Raw genomic sequence first — 21,261 nt, forward strand, 5'->3', positions numbered from 1 at the left:
GCACATGAGCAGGCGAAGGGCACGGACCCTTCGCCTGGTTAAGCGTTACGCGCCGACTACGATCGGCCTCGCCAGAGGCGGGACGGCGGCGCTGGTAGGCGCGATGCCGGCTTCGAACTCCGAACGGAAGTATTTGATTGCGCTGCCCAATGGCTCCACGGCGCCCGGTGCGTGAGCACAGAAGGTCTTGCCTGGGCCGAGGAAGCCGACCAGACCCAGCAGGGTCTCGATGTCGCCTGGCTGGCCTTCGCCTTTCTCGATCGCCATCAACAGCTTCACACTCCATGGCAAACCGTCACGGCACGGGGTGCAGAAGCCGCAGGATTCGCGGGCGAAGAACTGCTCCATGTTGCGCAGCAACGACACCATGTTCACGGTGTTGTCCACCGCCATCGCCAAGCCAGTACCCATACGGGTGCCGACCTTGCCGATGCCGCCGGCGTACATTTGTGCGTCGAGGTGCTCGGGCAGCAGGAAGCCGGTGCCGGCGCCGCCTGGTTGCCAGGCCTTGAGGGTGTAGCCGTCGCGCATACCGCCGGCGTAGTCCTCAAACAACTCGCGGGCGGTCACGCCGAATGGCAATTCCCACAGGCCCGGGTTCTTGACCTTGCCGGAGAAGCCCATGAGCTTGGTGCCCATGTCTTCGCTGCCTTCGCGGGCCAACGATTTGTACCAGTCCACGCCGTCGGCGATGATCGCCGGCACGTTGCACAGGGTCTCGACGTTGTTCACGCACGTCGGCTTGCCCCACACGCCGACGGCGGCAGGGAAGGGCGGCTTGGAGCGCGGGTTGGCGCGGCGGCCTTCGAGGGAGTTGATCAGTGCGGTTTCTTCACCGCAGATATAACGCCCGGCGCCGGTGTGCACGAACAGTTCGAAGTCAAAACCGGAACCGAGGATGTTCTTGCCCAGCAGGCCGGCGGCCTTGGCTTCTTCCACGGCACGGTTCAGGTGCTTGGCGGCGGTGGTGTATTCGCCACGCAGGAAGATGTAGCCACGGTAGGTTTTCAGTGCACGGGCACTGATCAGCATGCCTTCGATCAGCAGATGGGGCAGTTGCTCCATCAGCATGCGGTCTTTCCAGGTGTTCGGCTCCATTTCATCCGCGTTGCACAGCAGGTAGCGAATGTTGATGGATTCGTCTTTGGGCATCAGCCCCCACTTAACGCCAGTGGGGAAGCCAGCACCGCCGCGACCTTTAAGGCCGGCGTCTTTCACGGTCTGGACGATATCGTCCTGGGCCATGTCGGCGAAGGCTTTGCGCGCCGCGGCGTAACCGTTCTTGGCCTGGTACTCGTCGAGCCATACCGGCTCGCCGTCGTCACGCAGGCGCCAGGTCAGCGGGTGGGTCTCGGCCGAACGCTTGATCAGGTTGGCCGGGCCGAAAGAAGTCAGGGTCATGGGTAGCCCTCGAGCAATTGGGTGACGCCAGCAGGTTGCACGTCACCGAATGTGTCGTCGTCGATCATCAACGCCGGCGCCTTGTCGCAGTTACCCAGGCAGCACACCGGCAGCAGCGTGAAGCGGCCATCCGGAGTGGTCTGGCCGAGGCCGATGCCCAGCTTGTTCTGGATCTCACTGACCACGGACTCGTGGCCACCGATGTAGCAGACCATGCTGTCGCACACGCGAATAATGTGGCGACCCACCGGCTGGCGGAAGATCTGGCTGTAGAACGTGGCCACACCTTCAACGTCGCTGGCGGGGATGCCAAGGATCTCGCCGATGGCGTAGAGGGCGCCGTCCGGCACCCAGCCACGTTCCTTCTGGACGATCTTCAAGGCTTCGATAGACGCCGCGCGCGGGTCTTCGTAGTGATGCAGCTCGTGCTCGATGGCCGAGCGCTCGGTTTCACTCAAGGTGAAACGGTCTGTCTGGATAAGCGTGCTGTTCATGCTTAGCGGTCCACGTCGGCCATAACGAAATCGATACTACCCAGGTACGCAATCAAGTCCGCGACCATTTCACCTTTGATCACCGAAGGGATCTGCTGCAGGTGCGGGAAGCTTGGAGTGCGAATCCGGGTGCGGTAGCTCATGGTGCCGCCATCGCTCGTCAGGTAATAACTGTTGATACCCTTGGTCGCTTCGATCATCTGGAAGGATTCGTTGGCCGGCATCACCGGGCCCCACGAAACCTGCAGGAAGTGCGTGATCAGGGTTTCGATGTGTTGCAGCGTGCGCTCTTTCGGCGGCGGCGTGGTCAGCGGGTGGTCCGCCTTGTACGGGCCTGCCGGCATGTTGCGCATGCATTGCTCGATGATCTTCAGGCTCTGGCGCATTTCTTCGACGCGCACGATGCAACGGTCGTAGGCATCGCCATTGGCCGCCAACGGCACTTCGAATTCGAAGTTCTCGTAGCCGGAGTACGGGCGCGCTTTACGCAGGTCGAAATCGCAACCGGTGGAACGCAGGCCAGCACCGGTGACGCCCCATTCCAGGGCCTCTTTGGTGTTGTAGGCCGCGACCCCAATGGTCCGGCCCTTGAGGATGCTGTTGTCCAGGGCGGCTTTCTGGTACTCGTCCAGACGCTTGGGCATCCAGTCGATGAATTCCTTGACCAGGCGTTCCCAGCCATTTGGCAGGTCGTGCGCGACACCGCCGATGCGGTACCAGGCCGGGTGCAGGCGGAAGCCGGTGATGGCTTCGATGACCTTGTAGGCGCGCTGACGGTCGGTGAAGGTGAAGAACACCGGGGTCATGGCGCCGACGTCCTGGATGTAGGTACCCAGGAACAGCAGGTGGCTGGTGATCCGGAAGAACTCGGCCATCATGATGCGGATGGTGTCGACGCGGTACGGCACCTTGATACCGGCCAGCTTCTCGACCGAGAGCACGTACGGCAGGTTGTTCATCACGCCGCCGAGGTAGTCGATACGGTCGGTGTACGGGATGAAGCTGTGCCACGACTGGCGCTCGGCCATCTTCTCGGCACCACGGTGGTGGTAACCGATGTCCGGCACGCAGTCGACGATTTCTTCGCCGTCCAGTTGCAGGATGATACGGAAGGCACCGTGCGCCGAAGGGTGGTTCGGGCCCAGGTTGAGGAACATGTAGTCCTCGTTGGTGCCGGAGCGTTTCATGCCCCAGTCTTCCGGCCGGAAGCGTGCAGCCTCTTCTTCAAGCTGTTGCTTGGCGAGGTTCAGGCTGAACGGGTCGAATTCGGTGGCGCGCGCAGGGAAGTCCTTGCGCAGCGGGTGACCTTCCCAGGTCGGCGGCATCATGATGCGCGTCAGGTGCGGGTGGCCCGGGAAGTCGATACCGAACATGTCCCAGACTTCACGCTCGTACCAGCTGGCGTTGGGCCAGATGCCGGTCACGGTCGGGACGCTCAGGTCGCTTTCGGAGAGGGCGACCTTGATCATCACGTCGCTGTTACGTTCGATCGACAGCAGGTGATAGAACACGGTGAAATCGGCGCCGCTCGGCAGGCCCTGGCGCTTGGTCCGCAGACGCTCGTCCACGCCATGCAGGTCATAGAGCATGACGTACGGCTTGGGCAGGTTGCGCAGGAAGGTCAGGACTTCGACGAGCCTGGCGCGCGCCACCCACAGCACCGGCATGCCGGTACGTGTGGCCTGGGCGGTAAAGGCGTCAGGGCCAAAACGGTTATTGAGTTCGACAACCACATCCTGGTCGTCTGCCTTATAAGGCGGGATGTACAGAGCACTGCCTGTAGTCATGGTTTTTTATCGCTTTCGGTCAACGTAAAGAATGAAGCCAGGTTTTCGTTCTATAAAAGAAGCGGTGCTGGATCAGACTTCGTCGGGGCTGCGCAGGTTGGTGACTGCGATTCGCTGTTCGCGGCGCTGTTCCTTTTGTGACGGCATCTCGGCGCGATACACGCCTTGATCTCCGACAACCCAGGACAGTGGGCGACGCTCCTTGCCAATCGATTCCTGCAACAGCATCAAGCCTTGCAGAAATGCTTCAGGGCGGGGCGGGCAGCCAGGCACGTAGACGTCCACGGGCAGGAACTTGTCCACCCCTTGAACGACGGAATAGATGTCGTACATGCCACCGGAGTTGGCGCACGAACCCATGGAGATAACCCACTTCGGTTCGAGCATTTGCTCGTAGAGACGCTGAATGATCGGCGCCATCTTGATAAAGCAGGTTCCGGCGATAACCATGAAATCCGCCTGACGCGGTGATGCCCGGATAACTTCGGCGCCAAAGCGCGCGATGTCGTGGGGCGCCGTGAAGGCGGTGGTCATTTCCACGTAGCAGCAGGACAGACCGAAGTTGTACGGCCACAGGGAGTTCTTACGTCCCCAGTTGACCGCGCCACTCAGCACGTCTTCCAGCTTGCCCATGTAGATGTTTTTGTGGACTTGATCTTCTAACGGATCGGAAACGGTTTCCCGTTCGCCGATAGGGTACTGATCGTTAGGAGCATCCGGGTCGATCCTGGTGAGATTGTATTGCATCGCCAAAGCCTCATTGTTTCAGCTTCGCTTGCCGCTTACGACGAGCTTCCGGAGCCCAGTCAAGGGCGCCCACTCGAAATAGGTAGACAAGGCCTGCCAACAGAATTGCTATGAAAACGAGGGCTTCGACGAATCCGGTCCAGCCGCTTTCGCGGACGGACACAGACCAGGCAAAGAGAAAGAGGGCTTCGATATCGAAGATCACGAACAGCATCGCGACCAGATAGAATTTGGCTGAGAGCCGCAAGCGGGCGCCACCTGTAGGCAGCATGCCGGACTCGAACGGTTCATTTTTGCTGCGGCCCCAGGCTTTTGACCCGAGGAGGCTGGAGACACCAAGCATGAAGGCACAAAGGCCGACAACACCGAGGAGGAAAATGGCAAAGCCCCAGTTGTGGGCCATGAGTCCTGTCGCTTCGGTCATGCTGGAAATCCTTAACAGAGAGCAAAGGTCTCTGAGCTCGAAAAAGTAACGATGCAGTGACGATATGTCGCACTGCAATCAATCGCGGTGATTTTATGGCTAAACACCGGGCAAGTAAAATTCCTATAGCGAAATTATTCGATGGAATAAGCACATAGTGCACCTTTGTGGGGCTGCAGCCCTTGCGGGGTGGGCATTAGCGGGCTTTTTATCAAATATGTTTTGTTTAAGCTGTAAAGAAGTTTTCATGGGCTAAATGATAATGACTATTGTTTGGGTGGGTGTTAAGCGGGTGCGCGTGATGTAGCGGGGGAAGTTACTGTTACTTGCTAGATTGCCGCTAGTTGCTCGAAGGGATCTTTTAACCGATTTTATTCAGGCAAATACCGCTCTGGATCAATGTTTTGCGCAAAGCCTTCAGGTTCGGCCCAGTCCCTGTGTGAGCCGGGCTTGCCCGCGACAGGGGTGTGCCAGCCTGTGAAAGGGCGCTGACGGACCGCTATCGCAGGCGAGCCAGCCCCCACCTTTGATGCGTGTGCTGTCCGAGGGCTTTTCTGCGCACCAAAAAAAACGCCCCGAACCAGTCGGGGCGTCAGATCGTGCGGCATTGCGGTTAGGTCTTCCGTGAACCCGCAATGGCCGTGTACTCAGTTGATCAGTGGAACTGTTCTTCTTCGGTCGAACCGGTCAGCGCGGTCACGGACGAGGTGCCGCCCTGGATCACGGTGGTCATGTCGTCGAAGTAGCCGGTGCCCACTTCCTGCTGGTGCGCCACGAAGGTGTAGCCTTTGGACGCGTCAGCGAACTCCTGCTCCTGCAGCTTCACGTAGGCCGTCATGTCGTTGCGGGCGTAGTCGTGCGCCAGGTTGAACATGCTGTGCCACATGTTGTGAATGCCGGCCAGGGTGATGAACTGGTGCTTGTAGCCCATGGCCGACAGTTCGCGCTGGAATTTGGCGATGGTCGCGTCGTCCAGGTTCTTCTTCCAGTTGAAAGAAGGCGAGCAGTTGTAGGACAGCAGTTGGTCCGGGTATTCCTTCTTGATCGCTTCGGCGAAACGACGCGCTTCGTCGAGGTCCGGCTTGGCGGTTTCGCACCAGATCAGGTCGGCGTACGGCGCGTAGGCCAGGCCGCGAGCGATGGCCTGGTCGAGGCCGGCGCGTACTTTATAGAAGCCTTCCTGGGTACGTTCGCCGGTGACGAATGGCTTGTCGTATGGGTCGCAATCGGACGTCAGCAGGTCAGCAGCGTTGGCGTCGGTACGTGCCAGGATGATGGTCGGGGTGCCGGCCACGTCAGCGGCCAGGCGCGCAGCGGTCAGCTTCTGTACGGCTTCCTGGGTAGGCACCAGCACTTTGCCGCCCATGTGCCCGCATTTTTTCACCGAAGCCAGCTGGTCTTCGAAGTGCACGCCGGCAGCGCCAGCCTCGATCATGCTTTTCATCAGCTCGTAGGCGTTCAGTACGCCGCCGAAACCGGCTTCAGCATCCGCCACGATCGGTGCGAAGTAGTCGATGTAGCCTTCATCGCCCGGGCCTTTACCGGCTTTCCACTGGATCTGGTCGGCACGACGGAACGAGTTGTTGATGCGCTTGACCACGGTTGGCACCGAGTCCACCGGGTACAGCGACTGGTCGGGGTACATGGATTCAGCGGAGTTGTTGTCCGCTGCCACTTGCCAGCCGGACAGGTAGATCGCCTGGATACCGGCTTTCACCTGTTGGACTGCCTGGCCACCGGTCAGGGCGCCCATGCAGTTGACGAAATCTTTGTCGGGACGGAAGGACGGCTTGGCACCTTGGGTTACCAGGTTCCACAGCTTCTCGGCGCCGAGTTTTGCAAAGGTGTGCTCTGGTTGAACCGAGCCACGCAGGCGGACGACGTCAGCAGCGGAATAAGCGCGGGTCACGCCTTTCCAGCGTGGGTTTTCAGCCCAGTCTTTTTCAAGGGCTGCAATTTGCTGTTCGCGTGTCAGTGCCATGGGAAAAACCTCGTCGCGTCTTCGTGTGGAAAAACAGTGTGGAAAGATCCGTTTGCCAGCCCTGCATTCACTGCACAGGCGTGGCGCTCGCTGACCAGAAGCTTAGGCGGTCAAGTCAGGTTCGGCGGGGAAGGCGACGGGATGAACGAGTAGCGAGAGGGGAGTTGGGCAGGTAAGGGCGAACTGCGAACAGTCTTCGGGCGTCGTGGGCCTTTGTACGATCCATCAGTGTGTAGCCGGGTTACCTGGTTAGCTTCCGTCCCTCGGGACAACTTCGTTCCAGTCGCAACCTCGTCAAACACACCTTGTGGGCGGTACAGACACGAATCGGCTCAGATGGGTAGCTTAGAGCGACGATCCGAAGGCCCTTGCCAGGGCCCCTGATTAGCGGGAGCGAGGCCATCATGCCCATGCTTTTTTGGATCGTCAAACGTTTTGTAGTGCTTTTTTTATAGCACTACATCTTTAGTCTAATACGACTCGCCAGTCAGTTTTCGGTGCTTCAGTTCAAGGTGTCGACCTTGACCCGCAAAGTCAGGTCATCGCGTCCCTGAGTAGAGTAGCTGCGGGTTGTAGAGGATTTGTCGGCCTGAGTCTCACGGTTGATGCCTGCCAGCGAGATCCATTCACCCAGGCGCCCGCTGACGGTTGTGTCGGTACTCTGTACGTTCACTACATCGGGACGTTCCTGGCTCATACGGTCACGGTTGGTACTGATGGCCAGGTGTACGGTCTCGCCAGTGACGCTGGCGGTGACGTAAAAACCTTGGGTCACGTTGCGATACTGGGTCTGGTTTTGCGGGCGGCCATAGGCGTCTGGCTGGGTCGTTGTCAGTGGCACGCTCTGGCCCACCTGGATCAGCGCGGGCACTCCTTCGCTGGCCTGGATCTGCTGGATGCCTCCATCGCGGCTGGCGGTGCCGTAACTGATGATGCGCGTCTGGCTGTCGCCGGTGTTCTGCTGATTGTTTTCGTTGCTGTCGACGGTGATCAGCAGGCGCTTGGCGGGTGTGTCGAGTTGGGCGAGCAATGCGCGCAGGTCCTGGATCTTGCCGGGGTCGGCTTTGACAATCAGCTGGTTGCCGTAGGCGCTGACGGTGCCGTCCTTGCCGATGAAATTCTGCGCCACGGGCAGTAAATCAGCGCTGGTGCGATTGCTCAGGTTGACGACTTCGGTGTCAGCCATTGCTGAGACGCTGGCGGTCAGGAGGAGAGCGGTGAGCAGGGTGCGTAGGGACATGTCCGTTATCTCTGCGAGTCATTTAAGCTTGATAGTGCCAGTTTGTCGGCCTGGCAGGTCGCAAGTTGAATCGTAGACGGCAAAATGCCCTGGCAGGCAGGGCATTTTGGGTATTGCTGATGACGCTATCGCAGGCAAGCCAGCTCCGACAGGGGAATGCATTCCAAATGTGGCAGCTGGCTTGCCTGCGATAAGGGCGACTCGGTCTCGAATCAGCCCTCGCGCACCATATCGACATGTGGAATCCCGACTTCCAGGAACTCATCACTGACAATCTTGAAGCCCAGTCGCTCATAAAACGGCGCCGCATACACCTGCGCACTGAGGAACTGCTTGGTCTGGCCACGTTGCTCGGCCATGCCAATCACGGCTTCCATCAGCTTGTCGCCGACCTTCAGCCCGCGCCAGTCCTTAAGCACCGATACGCGGCCGATTTCGCCGCTGGGCAGCAGGCGCGCGGTGCCAATCGGAAAGTCACCTTCAAAGGCGAGAAAATGCACGGCGTCAGCGTCGTCTGCGTCCCATTCAAGCTCAGGTGGAACCGATTGTTCAGCGATGAATACCGCTTCACGAATGCGCCGAATCTCAGCGATATCCTTTTGCCAGTCCGCGACACTTACGTGAATCTTATTCATCGGCAAATCCCAGGCTTCCTTGCTTGACCAATTCGCACAGCAGGTCGCGACCGTCTTCGTCTGCGAGCCATGTACCAAGATTTTCGCTGTGCAGGGCGTCGGCCGAGCAGATCAGCTTCAACAGCTCGCGCAGTTTGCCTGGCAGGTAACGGCTCTGGCCGCTGGCGAACAGCAAGACATCATCGTCCACTTCCGACCACGCCATGCGGGCGCTTGGGTTGCGGACTAAAATCGCGCCGTCTTCCAGGCTGGCGATAAAGTCTTCTTCGACCAACTCTTCGCCTGCGACCATTTCCGGGTAGCGTGGCTCGGTCATGAACTGGCCGAACCAGGTCAGCAGCATGCGCTCGTCGCTCATGTGCTCGGCCAGAAGGCTTTTCAGGCGGTCAAGTGCATCGCCTTGAATCTGGTGCGGGTCGCTGACCGGTTGGGCGTCGGCGTCGGTGTAACGCTCTTCGTCCGTCAGGTATTGGCTGAGGAAGTCGGTGAAGTGGGTCAGGACTTCAGCGGCGCTCGGTGCGCGGAAGCCGACCGAGTAGGTCATGCAGTCATCTTCAGCGATGCCGAAGTGCGCCAGGCGCGGCGGCAGGTAGAGCATGTCGCCCGGTTCCAGCACCCATTCTTCGCTTTGTTCGAATTCGGCGAGGATGCGCAGGTCAGCGTGCTGCAGCAGCGGGCTTTCGGAGTTGCACATCTGGCCGATTTTCCAGTTGCGCTTGCCTTGGGCCTGCAGCAGGAACACGTCGTAGTTATCGAAGTGCGGGCCGACGCTGCCGCCGGGTGCGGCAAAGCTGATCATCACGTCGTCGATACGCCAGCTTGGCAGGAAGCGGAAGTGCTCCAGCAGCTCGGCCACTTCCGGCACGAACTGGTCGACAGCCTGCACCAGCAGCGTCCACTCGCGCTCGGGCAGGGTGCTGAAGGCGTCTTCGGCGAAAGGCCCGCGGCGCAGCTCCCATGGGCGCTCGCCGTGCTCGATCACCAGGCGCGATTCGACTTCTTCTTCCAGGGCCAGGCCGGCCAGTTCGTCGGCATCGATCGGGCTTTCGAAATCAGGGATGGCCTGGCGGATCAGCAGCGGTTTTTTCTGCCAGTAGTCGCGCAGGAATTCGCGTGCCGTGATGCCGCCCAGAAGTTGAAGAGGAATATCAGGATTCATGTGTAACCTATTGAAAAAAAGCACTTTTAAGACAGGAATAAAAACGCCCGGCGCGGCCGGGCGTCTCAAGAGGGCTTGCGCTAAATCAGATGCGCTTGGCTTGGGCCACCGCATTGCCGATGTAGTTGGCCGGGGTGAGCAATTTCAGCTCGGCCTTGGCGGCGGCTGGCATGTCCAGGCCGTCGATGAAAGTTTGCAGCGCGTCGGCAGTGATGCCCTTGCCGCGCGTCAACTCTTTGAGCTTTTCGTAAGGGTTTTCGATGTTGTAGCGGCGCATCACGGTCTGGATCGGCTCGGCCAATACTTCCCAGCAGGCATCCAGGTCAGCGGCGATTTTCTGCGCGTTGAGTTCCAGTTTGCTGATGCCTTTGAGGCTGGCTTCGTACGCGATCACGCTGTGGGCGAAGCCTACGCCGAGGTTGCGCAGTACGGTGGAGTCGGTCAGGTCGCGCTGCCAGCGGGAAATCGGCAACTTGCTGGCCAGGTGCTGGAACAGCGCGTTGGCGATACCGAGGTTGCCTTCGGAGTTTTCGAAGTCGATCGGGTTGACCTTGTGCGGCATGGTCGACGAGCCGATTTCACCGGCAATGGTGCGCTGCTTGAAGTAGCCCAGAGAGATGTAGCCCCAGATATCGCGATCGAAGTCGATCAGGATGGTGTTGAAGCGCGCAATGGCGTCGAACAGTTCGGCGATGTAGTCGTGCGGTTCGATCTGAGTGGTGTACGGGTTGAAACCCAGGCCCAGCTCGTCTTCGATGAAGGCGCGGGCGTTTTCTTCCCAGTCGATTTCAGGGTAGGCCGACAGGTGCGCGTTGTAGTTGCCTACGGCACCGTTGATCTTGCCCAGCAGTGGCACGGCGGCGACTTGAGCGATCTGGCGCTCAAGGCGGTACACCACGTTCGCCAGCTCTTTGCCCAGGGTGGTCGGCGAGGCCGGCTGACCATGGGTGCGCGACAGCATCGGCACGTCGGCGAAACGGATGGCCAGTTCGCGGATGGCGTTGGCGGTCTGGCGCATCAGCGGCAGCATCACGTCATCACGGCCTTCGCGCAGCATCAGGGCGTGGGACAGGTTGTTGATGTCCTCGCTGGTGCAGGCAAAGTGGATGAACTCGCTGACCTGGGCCAGTTCCGGCAGCTTGGCTGCTTGCTCTTTGAGCAGGTACTCAATGGCTTTAACGTCGTGGTTGGTGGTGCGCTCGATCTCTTTCACACGCTCGGCGTGCTCCAGAGAGAAGTTTTCCGCCAGGGTGTTCAGTACAGCGTTGGCTTCGGCGGAAAACGCCGGCACTTCGCTGATGGCGGGGTGAGCGGCCAGGCGCTGGAGCCAGCGCACTTCAACCAGAACACGAGCACGGATCAAGCCGTATTCGCTGAAAATAGGGCGCAGGGCCTGGGTTTTGCCGGCGTAGCGGCCGTCAACAGGGGAAACCGCAGTGAGCGAAGAGAGCTGCATGGGGTGTTCTCGGACAGTCGGGCAACGAAATGGGGCGCGTATCATACATGAAAAAATCCGCCGGTCCGTTGCCAACTGACCGGCGTATTACGCGTAACGGCTTGAAAATGGCCTGTCGGTGCGACTTATTCGTTGCGCATCAACGGGTAAAGCTCTTTGAGCAATTTGCGACGACTGATCACCAGTTGCCAGCGATGGCCGCCCAACTGCCGCCACAACCGTGCCGAGCGAATACCGGCCAGGAGCAGGGCGCGGATTTTCGAGGCGTTATTGGGTTGCTGCAGGTTGCGCATGTCGCCGTGTACCTGGATTCGCTGGCGCAAGGTGCTCAAGGTGTCCTGATACAGCGCGCCGCAAGCGGCAATCACGTTTTCGTGGGCCGGGCCGAAGTGTTCCACCTGGGACTGAATCTGCGGCAGGCGTTTGCCGATGGTTTCCAGCATGTCTTCGCGTTTGGCCAGTTGGCGTTCAAGGCCGAGCATCGACAGCGCATAGCGCAATGGCTCGCGCTGCAAGGTGCTCGGGTCGCGCTCCAGCGCGCCGATCAGCGCGCGATAACCTTCGCGCAGCGCCAAATCGTCACCGCCATAGACTTCCAGGGTGTCCTTGGGATCGCGGATCAGCAAGCTGCCGAGCATGCAGGTCAGGCCGGCTTCGGTGACCTGGCCGGTCTTGGCGATCTTGTCGACCAGCACGGCAGCGAGGAAAACCCCGCCAAGCGCCGTCAATTGCTCCTGGGTCGGGCTCATGCCGGGTTGCTCCAGGGCTCGGCGACTTCAATCACGCCGCCGCCCAGGCAAATTTCGCCGTCATAGAACACCACGGACTGGCCTGGGGTGACCGCGCGTTGCGGGTCATCAAAGGTGGCACGATAGCCGGTGGCGGTTTTTTCCAGGGTGCAGGGCTGATCACTCTGGCGATAGCGCACTTTGGCGGTCAGGCGGCGCGGAGTGCTCAGGTCGACAGGGTTGACCCAATAGATCTCCGAAGCGAGCAGGGCGCCGGAGAACAGCAGTGGGTGTTCATTGCCCTGGCCGACGATCAGCACGTTGTGCTCCAGATCCTTGATCAGCACGTACCACGGCTCTTCGCCGGCGTCTTTCAAGCCGCCGATACCCAGGCCCTGGCGCTGACCGATGGTGTGGTACATCAGGCCATGGTGACGGCCGATGACGTCGCCTTCCGTCGTCTTGATCTCGCCCGGTTGTGCCGGCAGGTACTGCTTGAGGAAATCACTGAAACGGCGCTCACCGATAAAGCAGATCCCAGTGGAGTCCTTTTTCTTGGCGGTGGCCAGGCCGTGTTTCTCGGCAATCCTGCGCACTTCGGGTTTTTCCAGCTCGCCGACCGGGAACAGGGTCTTGGCGATCTGTTCGCCGCCGACGGCATGCAGGAAGTAGCTCTGGTCCTTGTTCGGGTCCAGGCCTTTAAGCAGTTCGGTGTGACCCTCGATGTCGCGACGGCGCACGTAGTGGCCTGTGGCGATCAGGTCGGCGCCAAGGATCATGGCGTAGTCGAGGAACGCCTTGAACTTGATTTCGCGGTTACACAGGATGTCCGGGTTCGGCGTGCGACCTGCCTTGTATTCGGCCAGGAAGTGCTCGAACACGTTGTCCCAGTACTCGGCTGCGAAGTTAGCAGTGTGCAGCTTGATGCCTATCTTGTCGCACACGGCCTGGGCGTCCGCCAGGTCGTCCATGGCGGTGCAATATTCCGTTCCATCGTCTTCTTCCCAGTTCTTCATGAACAGGCCTTCCACCTCATAACCCTGCTCCATGAGCAGAACGGCGGAAACGGAAGAATCCACGCCGCCGGACATGCCGACGATGACGCGCTTCTTTTGTGTGTCAGAAGGGGCTGGATCACGCATAGGGTTTCAACGGGTGTCTTGAAAAAGGACGCGATTCTATCAGGCCCAAGCCCTCAAGGCTAAAGAGAAGGGCGGATCAATTCGAGACTGTGGCGCTGGCCGGCCAAATAATCATCGATACAGCGGATGATCAGCTCGCTGCGCCAGTCGTCGCGCACGGCCATCAGCTCGTCACGGGTGAGCCAGCGGGCGCGGATGATGCCGTCGTCCAGTTGATACTCCGGGTGGTGTTTGAGGGCCTTGGCGGTGAAGCACACGCGCTGGTAGGTCACACCATTGCTGGGCGCGGTGTACAGGTAAATGCCGACAATGCCGGTAGCTTCGACGTCCCAGCCGGTTTCTTCGAGGGTCTCGCGTACGGCGGCTTCGGTCAGGGTTTCGTTCGGGTCCAGGTGGCCGGCGGGCTGGTTGAGCACGGCGCGCCCGCCCTTGAGTTCTTCGACCATCAGGAAGCGGCCGTTGTCTTCGACGAGGGTGGCGACGGTGATGTGGGGTTGCCAGGTCATTCAAAACCTCGATTCATGATGCGGTGCGGTCTTTGGGCGGGGTTGCAGTCAGTGTGGGAGCGGGCTTGCTCGCGAATGCAATGGGTCAGATATGCATCAGGTGACTGGCACAGCGCATTCGCGAGCAAGCCGGCTCCCATATGTTGATTCGGTGTGTTCTGCAAAACCGCAGTGTGCTGAAACAGAAACCCCGGCGCGGGGCCGGGGCTTCTTTGCATCCTTACAACCTTACTTCAACTTGGCAATGGCCGCGTTGAGGGTGGTGCTTGGGCGCATGGCTTTGCTGGTCAGCTCCGGGTTCGGCGCGTAGTAGCCGCCGATGTCCACTGGCTTGCCCTGTACGGCGTTCAGCTCGGCAACGATCGTCGCCTCGTTTTCGCTCAGGGTTTTAGCCAGTTCGCCGAACTGCGCTTGCAGTGCAGTGTCTTCGGTCTGGGCGGCCAGGGCTTGAGCCCAGTACAGCGCCAGGTAGAAGTGGCTGCCGCGGTTGTCGATGTTGCCGACTTTGCGCGATGGCGACTTGTTGTTGTCGAGGAACTGGCCGGTGGCCTGGTCCAGGGTCTTGGACAGCACCAGGGCTTTCGGGTTGTTGTAAGTCACACCCAAATGCTCAAGGGAAGCGGCCAGGGCCAGGAACTCGCCCAGGGAATCCCAGCGCAGGAAGTTCTCTTCCACCAGCTGTTGCACGTGCTTTGGAGCCGAACCGCCGGCGCCGGTTTCGAACAGGCCGCCACCGTTCATCAGCGGTACGATCGACAGCATCTTGGCGCTGGTGCCTAGTTCCATGATCGGGAACAGGTCAGTCAGGTAGTCGCGCAGTACGTTGCCGGTCACCGAGATGGTGTCCTGGCCCTTGCGGGTACGCTCCAGGGTGAACTTCATCGCGTCGACCGGCGACATGATGCGGATGTCCAGGCCTTCGGTGTTGTGGTCTTTCAGGTAAGCCTGAACTTTCTCAACCACGACGCCGTCGTGCGCGCGCTGTGGGTCCAGCCAGAAAATCGCTGGGGTGTTGCTGGCGCGGGCACGGTTGACGGCCAGTTTGACCCAGTCCTGGATCGGCGCGTCTTTGGTCTGGCACATGCGGAAGATGTCGCCGGCTTCAACAGCCTGTTCCATCAGCAGGGTGCCCTTGCTGTCGGTGACGCGGACGACGCCGTCAGCCTTGATCTGGAAGGTCTTGTCGTGGGAGCCGTACTCTTCGGCTTTCTTCGCCATCAGGCCAACGTTTGGCACGCTGCCCATGGTGGTTGGGTCGAAAGCGCCATGCGCCTTGCAGTCTTCGATGACGGCTTGGTAGATGGTGGCGTAGCAGCGATCCGGGATCACCGCCTTGGTGTCGTGCAGCTGGCCGTCGGTGCCCCACATTTTGCCGGAGTCACGGATCATGGCCGGCATCGAGGCGTCGACGATCACGTCGCTCGGCACGTGCAGGTTGGTGATGCCTTTGTCGGAGTTGACCATCGCCAGGGAAGGGCGAGCGGCGTAGACCGCCTGAATGTCAGCTTCGATCTGCGCTTGCTGATCGGCAGGCAATGCCTTGATGCGAGCGTACAGGTCGCCGATGCCGTTGTTCAGGTTGAAGCCGATCTGCTCCAGCACGGCAGCGTGCTTGGCCAGGGCATCTTTATAGAACTCGGCAACAATCTGGCCGAACATGATCGGGTCGGAAACCTTCATCATGGTGGCTTTCAGGTGAACCGACAGCAGCACGCCTTGTTTCTTGGCGTCTTCGATTTCAGCGGCGATGAAGCTGCGCAGGGCTTTCTTGCTCAGCACGGCCGTGTCGATGATTTCGCCGGCTTGTACCGAGGTCTTCTCTTTCAGAACGGTCGCGGTGCCGTCTTTGGCGACCAGCTCGATCTTCACAGCGTCAGCGGCTTCGATCTGTACGGCTTTTTCGCTGCCGTAGAAGTCGCCGTTGCTCATGTGAGCGACGTGCGATTTGGAGTCCGCAGCCCAGGCGCCCATTTTGTGCGGGTGCTTGCGGGCGTAGTTCTTGACCGACAGCGGTGCGCGGCGGTCGGAGTTGCCTTCGCGCAGGACCGGGTTCACGGCGCTGCCCTTGACCTTGTCGTAACGTGCACGGGTTTCTTTTTCCGCGTCGGTGGTTACGGTTTCCGGGTAGTCCGGCAGGGCGTAGCCCTGGGCCTGCAGTTCCTTGATCGCAGCTTGCAGCTGAGGGGTCGAGGCGCTGATGTTAGGCAGCTTGATGATGTTGGCTTCAGGTGTAACGGCCAGGTCGCCCAGTTCGGCGAGGTGGTCCGGGATAGCCTGGGTACCCAGTTGCTCGGGGAAGCTTGCGAGGATGCGCGCGGCGAGGGAGATGTCGCGGGTTTCCACAGCAATATCAGCGGAAGCGGTGAAGGCCTCTACGATAGGCAGCAGTGAATAGGTGGCGAGGGCTGGGGCTTCGTCGGTGAAGGTGTAGATGATCTTCGAGCGGGTGGGCATATTCGGATTAACTCTCTTCTTTGCTGAAAGCGTGCGCAGAAACTCGAGATGCGCCGGGTGGAGCGCGTTCGTTCAAAGTCATCCATGAGCGAAATGTCGAGGTTTCTTCGCGGTGATGTTGGGTTGCATCAGTCGAGCGTCAAGCGGGTGGACTATTGTAATAGTCCTGCTTTCTGGCTGAAGGCTACTGTCTAGAGCGGTCAGCTGTCGTGACTCTTGGGTCAGCGGCGGCATTATACATAGGTCGCTATGCTTACGCCGAGCCTTCATACAAAAGGTGAGTCGTCCATTGGTCTAAAGGTCGCAGGGCCCAGACTGCGACCAAAGTCGCACGATGTGCTCAAGATTGGCGATTTTGCCTTTGCTTTCAGGCTTGTAGGCGACCAAATATGCTGTTTTCGATGCAAATGAGGATGGCGCGAGGTTTCAGTCGCCATTTATCTGGAGTAGGCTCGAACGCAGCCAGATGTTCAATCCATAGATGGAGTTCAGCATGGGATACAAGAAGATTCAGGTTCCGGCAGTCGGCGACAAAATCACCGTCAATGCAGACCATTCTCTCAATGTTCCTGACCAACCGATCATCCCTTATATAGAAGGCGACGGTATTGGCGTCGACATCAGCCCGGTGATGATCAAGGTGGTCGACGCAGCTGTTGAAAAGGCTTATGGCGGCAAGCGCAAAATCTCCTGGATGGAGGTTTATGCGGGCGAGAAGGCCACTCAAGTTTACGACCAGGACACCTGGCTGCCCCAGGAAACCCTGGATGCGGTCAGAGATTACGTGGTTTCCATCAAGGGTCCGCTGACCACGCCGGTTGGCGGCGGCATTCGTTCGTTGAACGTGGCCCTGCGTCAACAGCTCGACCTGTATGTGTGTCTGCGCCCGGTGCGTTGGTTCGAAGGCGTGCCCAGCCCGGTCAAGAAGCCTGGCGATGTCGACATGACCATCTTTCGTGAGAACTCCGAGGATATTTACGCCGGCATCGAGTGGAAGGCCGGTTCGCCGGAAGCGATCAAGGTGATCAAGTTCCTGAAGGAAGAGATGGGCGTCACCAAGATTCGTTTCGATCAGGATTGCGGCATTGGCATCAAGCCAGTGTCCCTGGAAGGTACCAAGCGTCTGGCGCGCAAAGCCCTGCAGTATGTCGTGGATAACGACCGCGACTCGCTGACGATCGTGCACAAAGGCAACATCATGAAGTTCACCGAAGGTGCCTTCAAGGAGTGGGCCTACGAGGTGGCGGCTGAAGAGTTCGGGGCGACACTGCTCGACGGCGGCCCGTGGATGCAGTTCAAAAACCCGAAAACCGGCAAGAATGTGGTGGTCAAGGATGCGATTGCCGATGCAATGCTCCAGCAGATCCTGTTGCGTCCGGCCGAATACGATGTAATCGCGACCCTCAACCTGAACGGCGACTACCTCTCGGACGCCTTGGCGGCGGAAGTGGGCGGCATCGGGATTGCCCCGGGGGCCAACCTCTCGGACACCGTGGCGATGTTTGAAGCCACCCACGGCACGGCGCCAAAATACGCAGGCAAAGACCAGGTCAACCCCGGTTCATTGATTCTGTCGGCAGAAATGATGCTGCGGCACATGGGGTGGACGGAGGCGGCTGACTTGATTATCAAGGGCACCAATGGCGCTATTTCGGCCAAGACCGTGACCTATGACTTCGAGCGCTTGATGGAGGGCGCCAAGCTGGTGTCGTCTTCGGGCTTCGGCGATGCGCTGATCTCACACATGTAAACAGCGGGCAATAAAAAAAACCGGCCATCTCTAATGGTTTGAGATGGCCGGTTTTTTATTGCAACCTGCTGGTTCAGTGGCGGATCAGGCCACGACTTTCTTTTCTTTTTTAGCAGCTGGGGTTGCGGGTTTTTCGTGTACTACGGCGTTCACTGTATCGATGTTCACTGCGTGCAGTCCTTTCGGTCCTTCGATCGTTTCAAAACTGACTGCTTGGCCTGCTTTCAGCGTCTTGTATCCATCCATGGTAATTGCCGAGTAATGCGCAAAAAGATCTTCGTCGGGTTTCCCTTCCGCGTTAATGAACCCGTACCCTTTGGCATTATTGAACCATTTGACCTTGCCATTGATCTTGACGCCAGACATACCATATCCCTCTGCACCAGACTCCATCACTGGAGTATCATCCAGTTTATCCGTCCTAACCCGAATAAATAAGGTTGACTGCGCGGACCTTTTTTACCCACTGTGGGCTCTATTGGTTGTAACACCGTTTCGCCGATAGTCAAGGCGACCGTATAGTCAGAGTTGAAATTCCGGCAGGTCGCCCCCACCACTGTATTTGAACCACTGACGAACCTTTCTTTCCATGCATGCAATCAGCCAGATTCGACTAACATTCAATCAGGATCGCCCGGATCAGGAACACGATGACGACGGTTCTGCAGGCATTGCTGTTCAGGAGGCTAAGCCTGCTCTACAGGCGCCGCCGATGTACAAGGTGGTTTTGTTCAATGATGACTACACACCGATGGATTTCGTGGTCGAAGTGCTCGAGGTGTTTTTTAACCTGAACCGCGAGTTGGCGACCAAGGTAATGCTGGCCGTTCACACAGAAGGACGGGCAGTATGTGGAGTGTTTACCCGCGACATCGCCGAGACAAAGGCCATGCAGGTCAACCAGTACGCCAGGGAAAGCCAGCATCCGCTACTCTGTGAAATCGAGAAGGACGGTTAACGCCGACCACTTGGGTATGAGGTGAAGCTATGTTAAACCGCGAGCTCGAAGTCACCCTCAATCTTGCCTTCAAGGAGGCTCGTTCGAAGCGTCATGAATTCATGACCGTCGAACACCTGCTGCTGGCACTTTTGGATAACGAAGCTGCCGCCACCGTTCTGCGTGCGTGCGGCGCCAACCTCGACAAACTCAAGCATGACCTGCAGGAGTTTATCGACTCCACCACGCCACTGATCCCCGTGCATGACGAGGACCGTGAGACTCAGCCGACGCTGGGCTTTCAGCGGGTGTTGCAGCGTGCTGTGTTCCACGTACAGAGCTCCGGTAAGCGTGAAGTCACAGGCGCCAACGTGCTTGTGGCGATTTTCAGCGAACAGGAAAGTCAGGCAGTGTTCCTGCTTAAACAGCAGAGCGTTGCCCGTATTGATGTCGTCAACTACATCGCCCACGGTATCTCCAAAGTGCCAGGGCACGGCGATCATTCCGAGGGTGAGCAGGATATGCAGGATGACGAGGGTGGTGAGTCTTCCTCTTCGGGTAATCCACTGGATGCCTATGCCAGCAACCTTAACGAATTGGCGCGCCAGGGGCGGATCGATCCGCTGGTGGGGCGTGAGCTTGAGGTCGAGCGTGTAGCGCAGATCCTCGCTCGTCGTCGCAAAAACAATCCGTTGCTGGTGGGTGAGGCAGGCGTGGGTAAAACCGCAATCGCCGAAGGCCTGGCCAAGCGCATTGTTGATAACCAGGTGCCTGACTTGCTGGCCAACAGCGTCGTCTACTCCCTTGATCTCGGGGCGTTGCTCGCCGGGACCAAGTACCGTGGCGATTTCGAGAAGCGCTTCAAGGCGCTGCTCGGTGAGCTGAAAAAACGCCCGCAAGCGATCCTGTTTATCGACGAGATCCACACCATCATTGGTGCCGGCGCGGCATCCGGTGGGGTGATGGATGCCTCGAATCTACTGAAGCCGTTGTTGTCGTCGGGTGATATCCGCTGCATTGGCTCGACCACGTTCCAGGAATTTCGCGGGATCTTCGAAAAAGACCGTGCCCTGGCGCGTCGTTTCCAGAAAGTCGACGTCTCCGAGCCTTCGGTTGAAGACACCATCGGCATCCTGCGCGGGCTCAAGGGGCGTTTTGAGGCGCACCATGGCATCGAGTACACCGATGAAGCGTTGCGCGCGGCCGCTGAGCTGGCGTCGCGCTACATCAATGATCGCCACATGCCGGACAAGGCGATCGACGTGATCGACGAAGCAGGGGCCTACCAGCGCCTGCAGCCGGTCGAGAAACGCGTGAAGCGCATCGACGTGCCTCAAGTCGAGGACATCGTGGCGAAGATCGCGCGGATTCCGCCTAAGCACGTCAACAGTTCCGACAAGGAGCTGCTGCGTAATCTGGAGCGTGACCTCAAGCTGACCGTGTTCGGACAGGATGCGGCCATCGACGCGCTGTCCACGGCGATCAAGTTGTCGCGTGCGGGCCTCAAGTCGCCGGACAAGCCGGTCGGTTCGTTCCTGTTTGCAGGCCCTACCGGCGTCGGCAAGACCGAAGCGGCGCGGCAGTTGGCCAAGGCCATGGGGATCGAGCTGGTGCGCTTCGACATGTCCGAATACATGGAGCGCCACACCGTGTCGCGCCTGATCGGTGCGCCTCCAGGCTATGTCGGGTTCGACCAGGGCGGTCTGCTGACCGAAGCGATCACCAAGCAACCGCATTGCGTATTGCTGCTCGATGAAATCGAGAAGGCCCACCCGGAAGTCTTCAACCTGCTGCTGCAGGTCATGGACCACGGGACCCTGACCGACAACAACGGGCGCAAGGCGGACTTCCGCAACGTCATCGTGATCATGACCACCAACGCCGGTGCTGAAACCGCTGCGCGAGCCTCTATCGGCTTTACGCATCAGGATCACTCTTCGGATGCGATGGAAGTGATCAAGAAGAGCTTCACGCCGGAATTCCGCAACCGTCTGGACACCATTATCCAGTTTGGTCGCCTCAGCCATGAGGTTATCAAAAGCGTGGTGGACAAGTTCCTTACCGAGCTTCAGGCGCAGCTGGAAGACAAGCGCGTGCAGCTGGACGTGACGGACGCAGCGCGCAATTGGCTTGCGCAGGGTGGCTACGATTCGGCAATGGGCGCTCGCCCAATGGCGCGTCTGATCCAGGACAAGATCAAGCGGCCACTGGCCGAAGAGATCCTGTTCGGCGAGCTTTCCGACCATGGCGGTGTGGTGCACATCGACTTGAAGGATGGCGAGTTGACCTTCGAGTTCGAAACCACGGCCGAGATGGCCTGATAGCTGACTGCAACACAGCAAAAAGGCGCCGAAAGGCGCCTTTTTGCTGTCTCCTGAACACTGAAGATCAAATGTGGGAGGGGGCTTGCTCCCGATGAC

18 protein-coding genes are annotated in these 21,261 nt (G+C 59.2%); 3 read left to right on the top strand and 15 right to left on the bottom strand.

All coding sequences use genetic code 11. The features are described 5' to 3' along the window. Nucleotides 1-45: 45 nt before the first annotated feature. From nuoF to JFT85_RS27440, 14 genes are all read right to left on the bottom strand, one after another. Nucleotides 46-1,401, bottom strand: a complete 1,356-nt coding sequence (gene nuoF, locus JFT85_RS27375) for an NADH-quinone oxidoreductase subunit NuoF (RefSeq protein ID WP_053256841.1) — start codon at nucleotides 1,399-1,401, stop codon at nucleotides 46-48. Beyond that, the gene (nuoE, locus tag JFT85_RS27380; protein WP_003174721.1) at nucleotides 1,398-1,895 is read right to left on the bottom strand and encodes an NADH-quinone oxidoreductase subunit NuoE; all 498 of its coding nucleotides are present in this window, start codon (nucleotides 1,893-1,895) and stop codon (nucleotides 1,398-1,400) included. Before nuoE ends, nuoF begins: the two co-directional genes overlap by 4 nt. 2 nt (nucleotides 1,896-1,897) lie before the next feature. Then, the gene (gene nuoC / locus JFT85_RS27385) at nucleotides 1,898-3,682 is read right to left on the bottom strand and encodes an NADH-quinone oxidoreductase subunit C/D (RefSeq protein WP_201230760.1); all 1,785 of its coding nucleotides are present in this window, start codon (nucleotides 3,680-3,682) and stop codon (nucleotides 1,898-1,900) included. 72 nt (nucleotides 3,683-3,754) lie between these two features. Continuing rightward, on the bottom strand, nucleotides 3,755-4,429 hold the full coding sequence (locus JFT85_RS27390; RefSeq protein ID WP_012724951.1) for a NuoB/complex I 20 kDa subunit family protein: 675 nt from the start codon (nucleotides 4,427-4,429) through the stop codon (nucleotides 3,755-3,757). Nucleotides 4,430-4,439: 10 nt separating this feature from the next. After that, nucleotides 4,440-4,853: an NADH-quinone oxidoreductase subunit A gene (locus tag JFT85_RS27395; RefSeq protein WP_003219575.1), complete on the bottom strand. Its 414-nt coding sequence runs from the start codon at nucleotides 4,851-4,853 to the stop codon at nucleotides 4,440-4,442. 655 nt (nucleotides 4,854-5,508) lie between these two features. Beyond that, nucleotides 5,509-6,834 carry an isocitrate lyase gene (aceA, locus tag JFT85_RS27400; RefSeq protein WP_053256839.1) on the bottom strand — a complete coding sequence of 442 codons (1,326 nt, stop codon included), beginning with the start codon at nucleotides 6,832-6,834 and terminating at the stop codon, nucleotides 5,509-5,511. Nucleotides 6,835-7,336: 502 nt separating this feature from the next. Next, nucleotides 7,337-8,074, bottom strand: a complete 738-nt coding sequence (locus JFT85_RS27405) for a secretin N-terminal domain-containing protein (RefSeq protein WP_053256838.1) — start codon at nucleotides 8,072-8,074, stop codon at nucleotides 7,337-7,339. A gap of 212 nt (nucleotides 8,075-8,286) precedes the next feature. Continuing rightward, a complete protein-coding gene (locus tag JFT85_RS27410; protein WP_053256837.1) occupies nucleotides 8,287-8,709 on the bottom strand; it encodes a GNAT family N-acetyltransferase in 423 nt (140 codons plus the stop codon). Then, the gene (locus tag JFT85_RS27415) at nucleotides 8,702-9,868 is read right to left on the bottom strand and encodes a ribosomal protein uL16 3-hydroxylase (protein ID WP_053256836.1); all 1,167 of its coding nucleotides are present in this window, start codon (nucleotides 9,866-9,868) and stop codon (nucleotides 8,702-8,704) included. The genes JFT85_RS27410 and JFT85_RS27415 overlap by 8 nt, the downstream gene beginning before the upstream one ends. A gap of 85 nt (nucleotides 9,869-9,953) precedes the next feature. Further along, nucleotides 9,954-11,324, bottom strand: a complete 1,371-nt coding sequence (purB, locus tag JFT85_RS27420; RefSeq protein WP_069552852.1) for an adenylosuccinate lyase — start codon at nucleotides 11,322-11,324, stop codon at nucleotides 9,954-9,956. Nucleotides 11,325-11,449: 125 nt separating this feature from the next. After that, nucleotides 11,450-12,073, bottom strand: coding sequence for a high frequency lysogenization protein HflD (hflD, locus tag JFT85_RS27425; protein ID WP_016969254.1), 624 nt, complete (start codon nucleotides 12,071-12,073; stop codon nucleotides 11,450-11,452). Beyond that, on the bottom strand, nucleotides 12,070-13,194 hold the full coding sequence (mnmA, locus tag JFT85_RS27430; protein WP_069552853.1) for a tRNA 2-thiouridine(34) synthase MnmA: 1,125 nt from the start codon (nucleotides 13,192-13,194) through the stop codon (nucleotides 12,070-12,072). Before mnmA ends, hflD begins: the two co-directional genes overlap by 4 nt. Nucleotides 13,195-13,253: 59 nt before the next feature. Beyond that, nucleotides 13,254-13,700, bottom strand: a complete 447-nt coding sequence (locus JFT85_RS27435; protein WP_053256833.1) for an NUDIX hydrolase — start codon at nucleotides 13,698-13,700, stop codon at nucleotides 13,254-13,256. Nucleotides 13,701-13,928: 228 nt separating this feature from the next. Then, nucleotides 13,929-16,154 (bottom strand): NADP-dependent isocitrate dehydrogenase, encoded by a 2,226-nt coding sequence (locus JFT85_RS27440; protein WP_078826793.1) that lies wholly within the window; start codon nucleotides 16,152-16,154, stop codon nucleotides 13,929-13,931. A 493-nt stretch (nucleotides 16,155-16,647) separates the two neighbouring features. Here JFT85_RS27440 and icd point away from each other — a divergent pair, with 493 nt between their 5' ends. Next, nucleotides 16,648-17,904: an NADP-dependent isocitrate dehydrogenase gene (gene icd, locus JFT85_RS27445; RefSeq protein ID WP_053256831.1), complete on the top strand. Its 1,257-nt coding sequence runs from the start codon at nucleotides 16,648-16,650 to the stop codon at nucleotides 17,902-17,904. 84 nt (nucleotides 17,905-17,988) lie between these two features. Here the strand turns inward: icd and cspD are convergent, their stop codons facing one another. Beyond that, entirely contained in the window at nucleotides 17,989-18,270 is a 282-nt protein-coding gene (gene cspD, locus JFT85_RS27450; protein ID WP_053256830.1) for a cold shock domain-containing protein CspD, read from the bottom strand. 223 nt (nucleotides 18,271-18,493) lie between these two features. Here cspD and clpS point away from each other — a divergent pair, with 223 nt between their 5' ends. After that, nucleotides 18,494-18,862, top strand: a complete 369-nt coding sequence (gene clpS / locus JFT85_RS27455) for an ATP-dependent Clp protease adapter ClpS (RefSeq protein WP_053256829.1) — start codon at nucleotides 18,494-18,496, stop codon at nucleotides 18,860-18,862. Between the two features lie 29 nt (nucleotides 18,863-18,891). Further along, nucleotides 18,892-21,162 carry an ATP-dependent Clp protease ATP-binding subunit ClpA gene (clpA, locus tag JFT85_RS27460; protein WP_053256828.1) on the top strand — a complete coding sequence of 757 codons (2,271 nt, stop codon included), beginning with the start codon at nucleotides 18,892-18,894 and terminating at the stop codon, nucleotides 21,160-21,162. Nucleotides 21,163-21,261 lie beyond the last annotated feature (99 nt).

It is taken from the genome of Pseudomonas sp. TH04 (assembly GCF_016651355.1).
GTDB classification, from domain to species: Bacteria; Pseudomonadota; Gammaproteobacteria; order Pseudomonadales; family Pseudomonadaceae; genus Aquipseudomonas; species Aquipseudomonas fluorescens.

What these genes read in the sequence shown, in the direction of transcription:
- nuoF (WP_053256841.1), bottom strand. Translation starts at nt 1,401, where the DNA reads ATGACCCTGACTTCTTTCGGCCCGGCCAACCTGATCAAGCGTTCGGCC.
- nuoE (WP_003174721.1), bottom strand. Translation starts at nt 1,895, where the DNA reads ATGAACAGCACGCTTATCCAGACAGACCGTTTCACCTTGAGTGAAACC.
- nuoC (WP_201230760.1), bottom strand. Translation starts at nt 3,682, where the DNA reads ATGACTACAGGCAGTGCTCTGTACATCCCGCCTTATAAGGCAGACGAC.
- JFT85_RS27390 (WP_012724951.1), bottom strand. Translation starts at nt 4,429, where the DNA reads ATGCAATACAATCTCACCAGGATCGACCCGGATGCTCCTAACGATCAG.
- JFT85_RS27395 (WP_003219575.1), bottom strand. Translation starts at nt 4,853, where the DNA reads ATGACCGAAGCGACAGGACTCATGGCCCACAACTGGGGCTTTGCCATT.
- aceA (WP_053256839.1), bottom strand. Translation starts at nt 6,834, where the DNA reads ATGGCACTGACACGCGAACAGCAAATTGCAGCCCTTGAAAAAGACTGG.
- JFT85_RS27405 (WP_053256838.1), bottom strand. Translation starts at nt 8,074, where the DNA reads ATGTCCCTACGCACCCTGCTCACCGCTCTCCTCCTGACCGCCAGCGTC.
- JFT85_RS27410 (WP_053256837.1), bottom strand. Translation starts at nt 8,709, where the DNA reads ATGAATAAGATTCACGTAAGTGTCGCGGACTGGCAAAAGGATATCGCT.
- JFT85_RS27415 (WP_053256836.1), bottom strand. Translation starts at nt 9,868, where the DNA reads ATGAATCCTGATATTCCTCTTCAACTTCTGGGCGGCATCACGGCACGC.
- purB (WP_069552852.1), bottom strand. Translation starts at nt 11,324, where the DNA reads ATGCAGCTCTCTTCGCTCACTGCGGTTTCCCCTGTTGACGGCCGCTAC.
- hflD (WP_016969254.1), bottom strand. Translation starts at nt 12,073, where the DNA reads ATGAGCCCGACCCAGGAGCAATTGACGGCGCTTGGCGGGGTTTTCCTC.
- mnmA (WP_069552853.1), bottom strand. Translation starts at nt 13,194, where the DNA reads ATGCGTGATCCAGCCCCTTCTGACACACAAAAGAAGCGCGTCATCGTC.
- JFT85_RS27435 (WP_053256833.1), bottom strand. Translation starts at nt 13,700, where the DNA reads ATGACCTGGCAACCCCACATCACCGTCGCCACCCTCGTCGAAGACAAC.
- JFT85_RS27440 (WP_078826793.1), bottom strand. Translation starts at nt 16,154, where the DNA reads ATGCCCACCCGCTCGAAGATCATCTACACCTTCACCGACGAAGCCCCA.
- icd (WP_053256831.1), top strand. Translation starts at nt 16,648, where the DNA reads ATGGGATACAAGAAGATTCAGGTTCCGGCAGTCGGCGACAAAATCACC.
- cspD (WP_053256830.1), bottom strand. Translation starts at nt 18,270, where the DNA reads ATGTCTGGCGTCAAGATCAATGGCAAGGTCAAATGGTTCAATAATGCC.
- clpS (WP_053256829.1), top strand. Translation starts at nt 18,494, where the DNA reads ATGCATGCAATCAGCCAGATTCGACTAACATTCAATCAGGATCGCCCG.
- clpA (WP_053256828.1), top strand. Translation starts at nt 18,892, where the DNA reads ATGTTAAACCGCGAGCTCGAAGTCACCCTCAATCTTGCCTTCAAGGAG.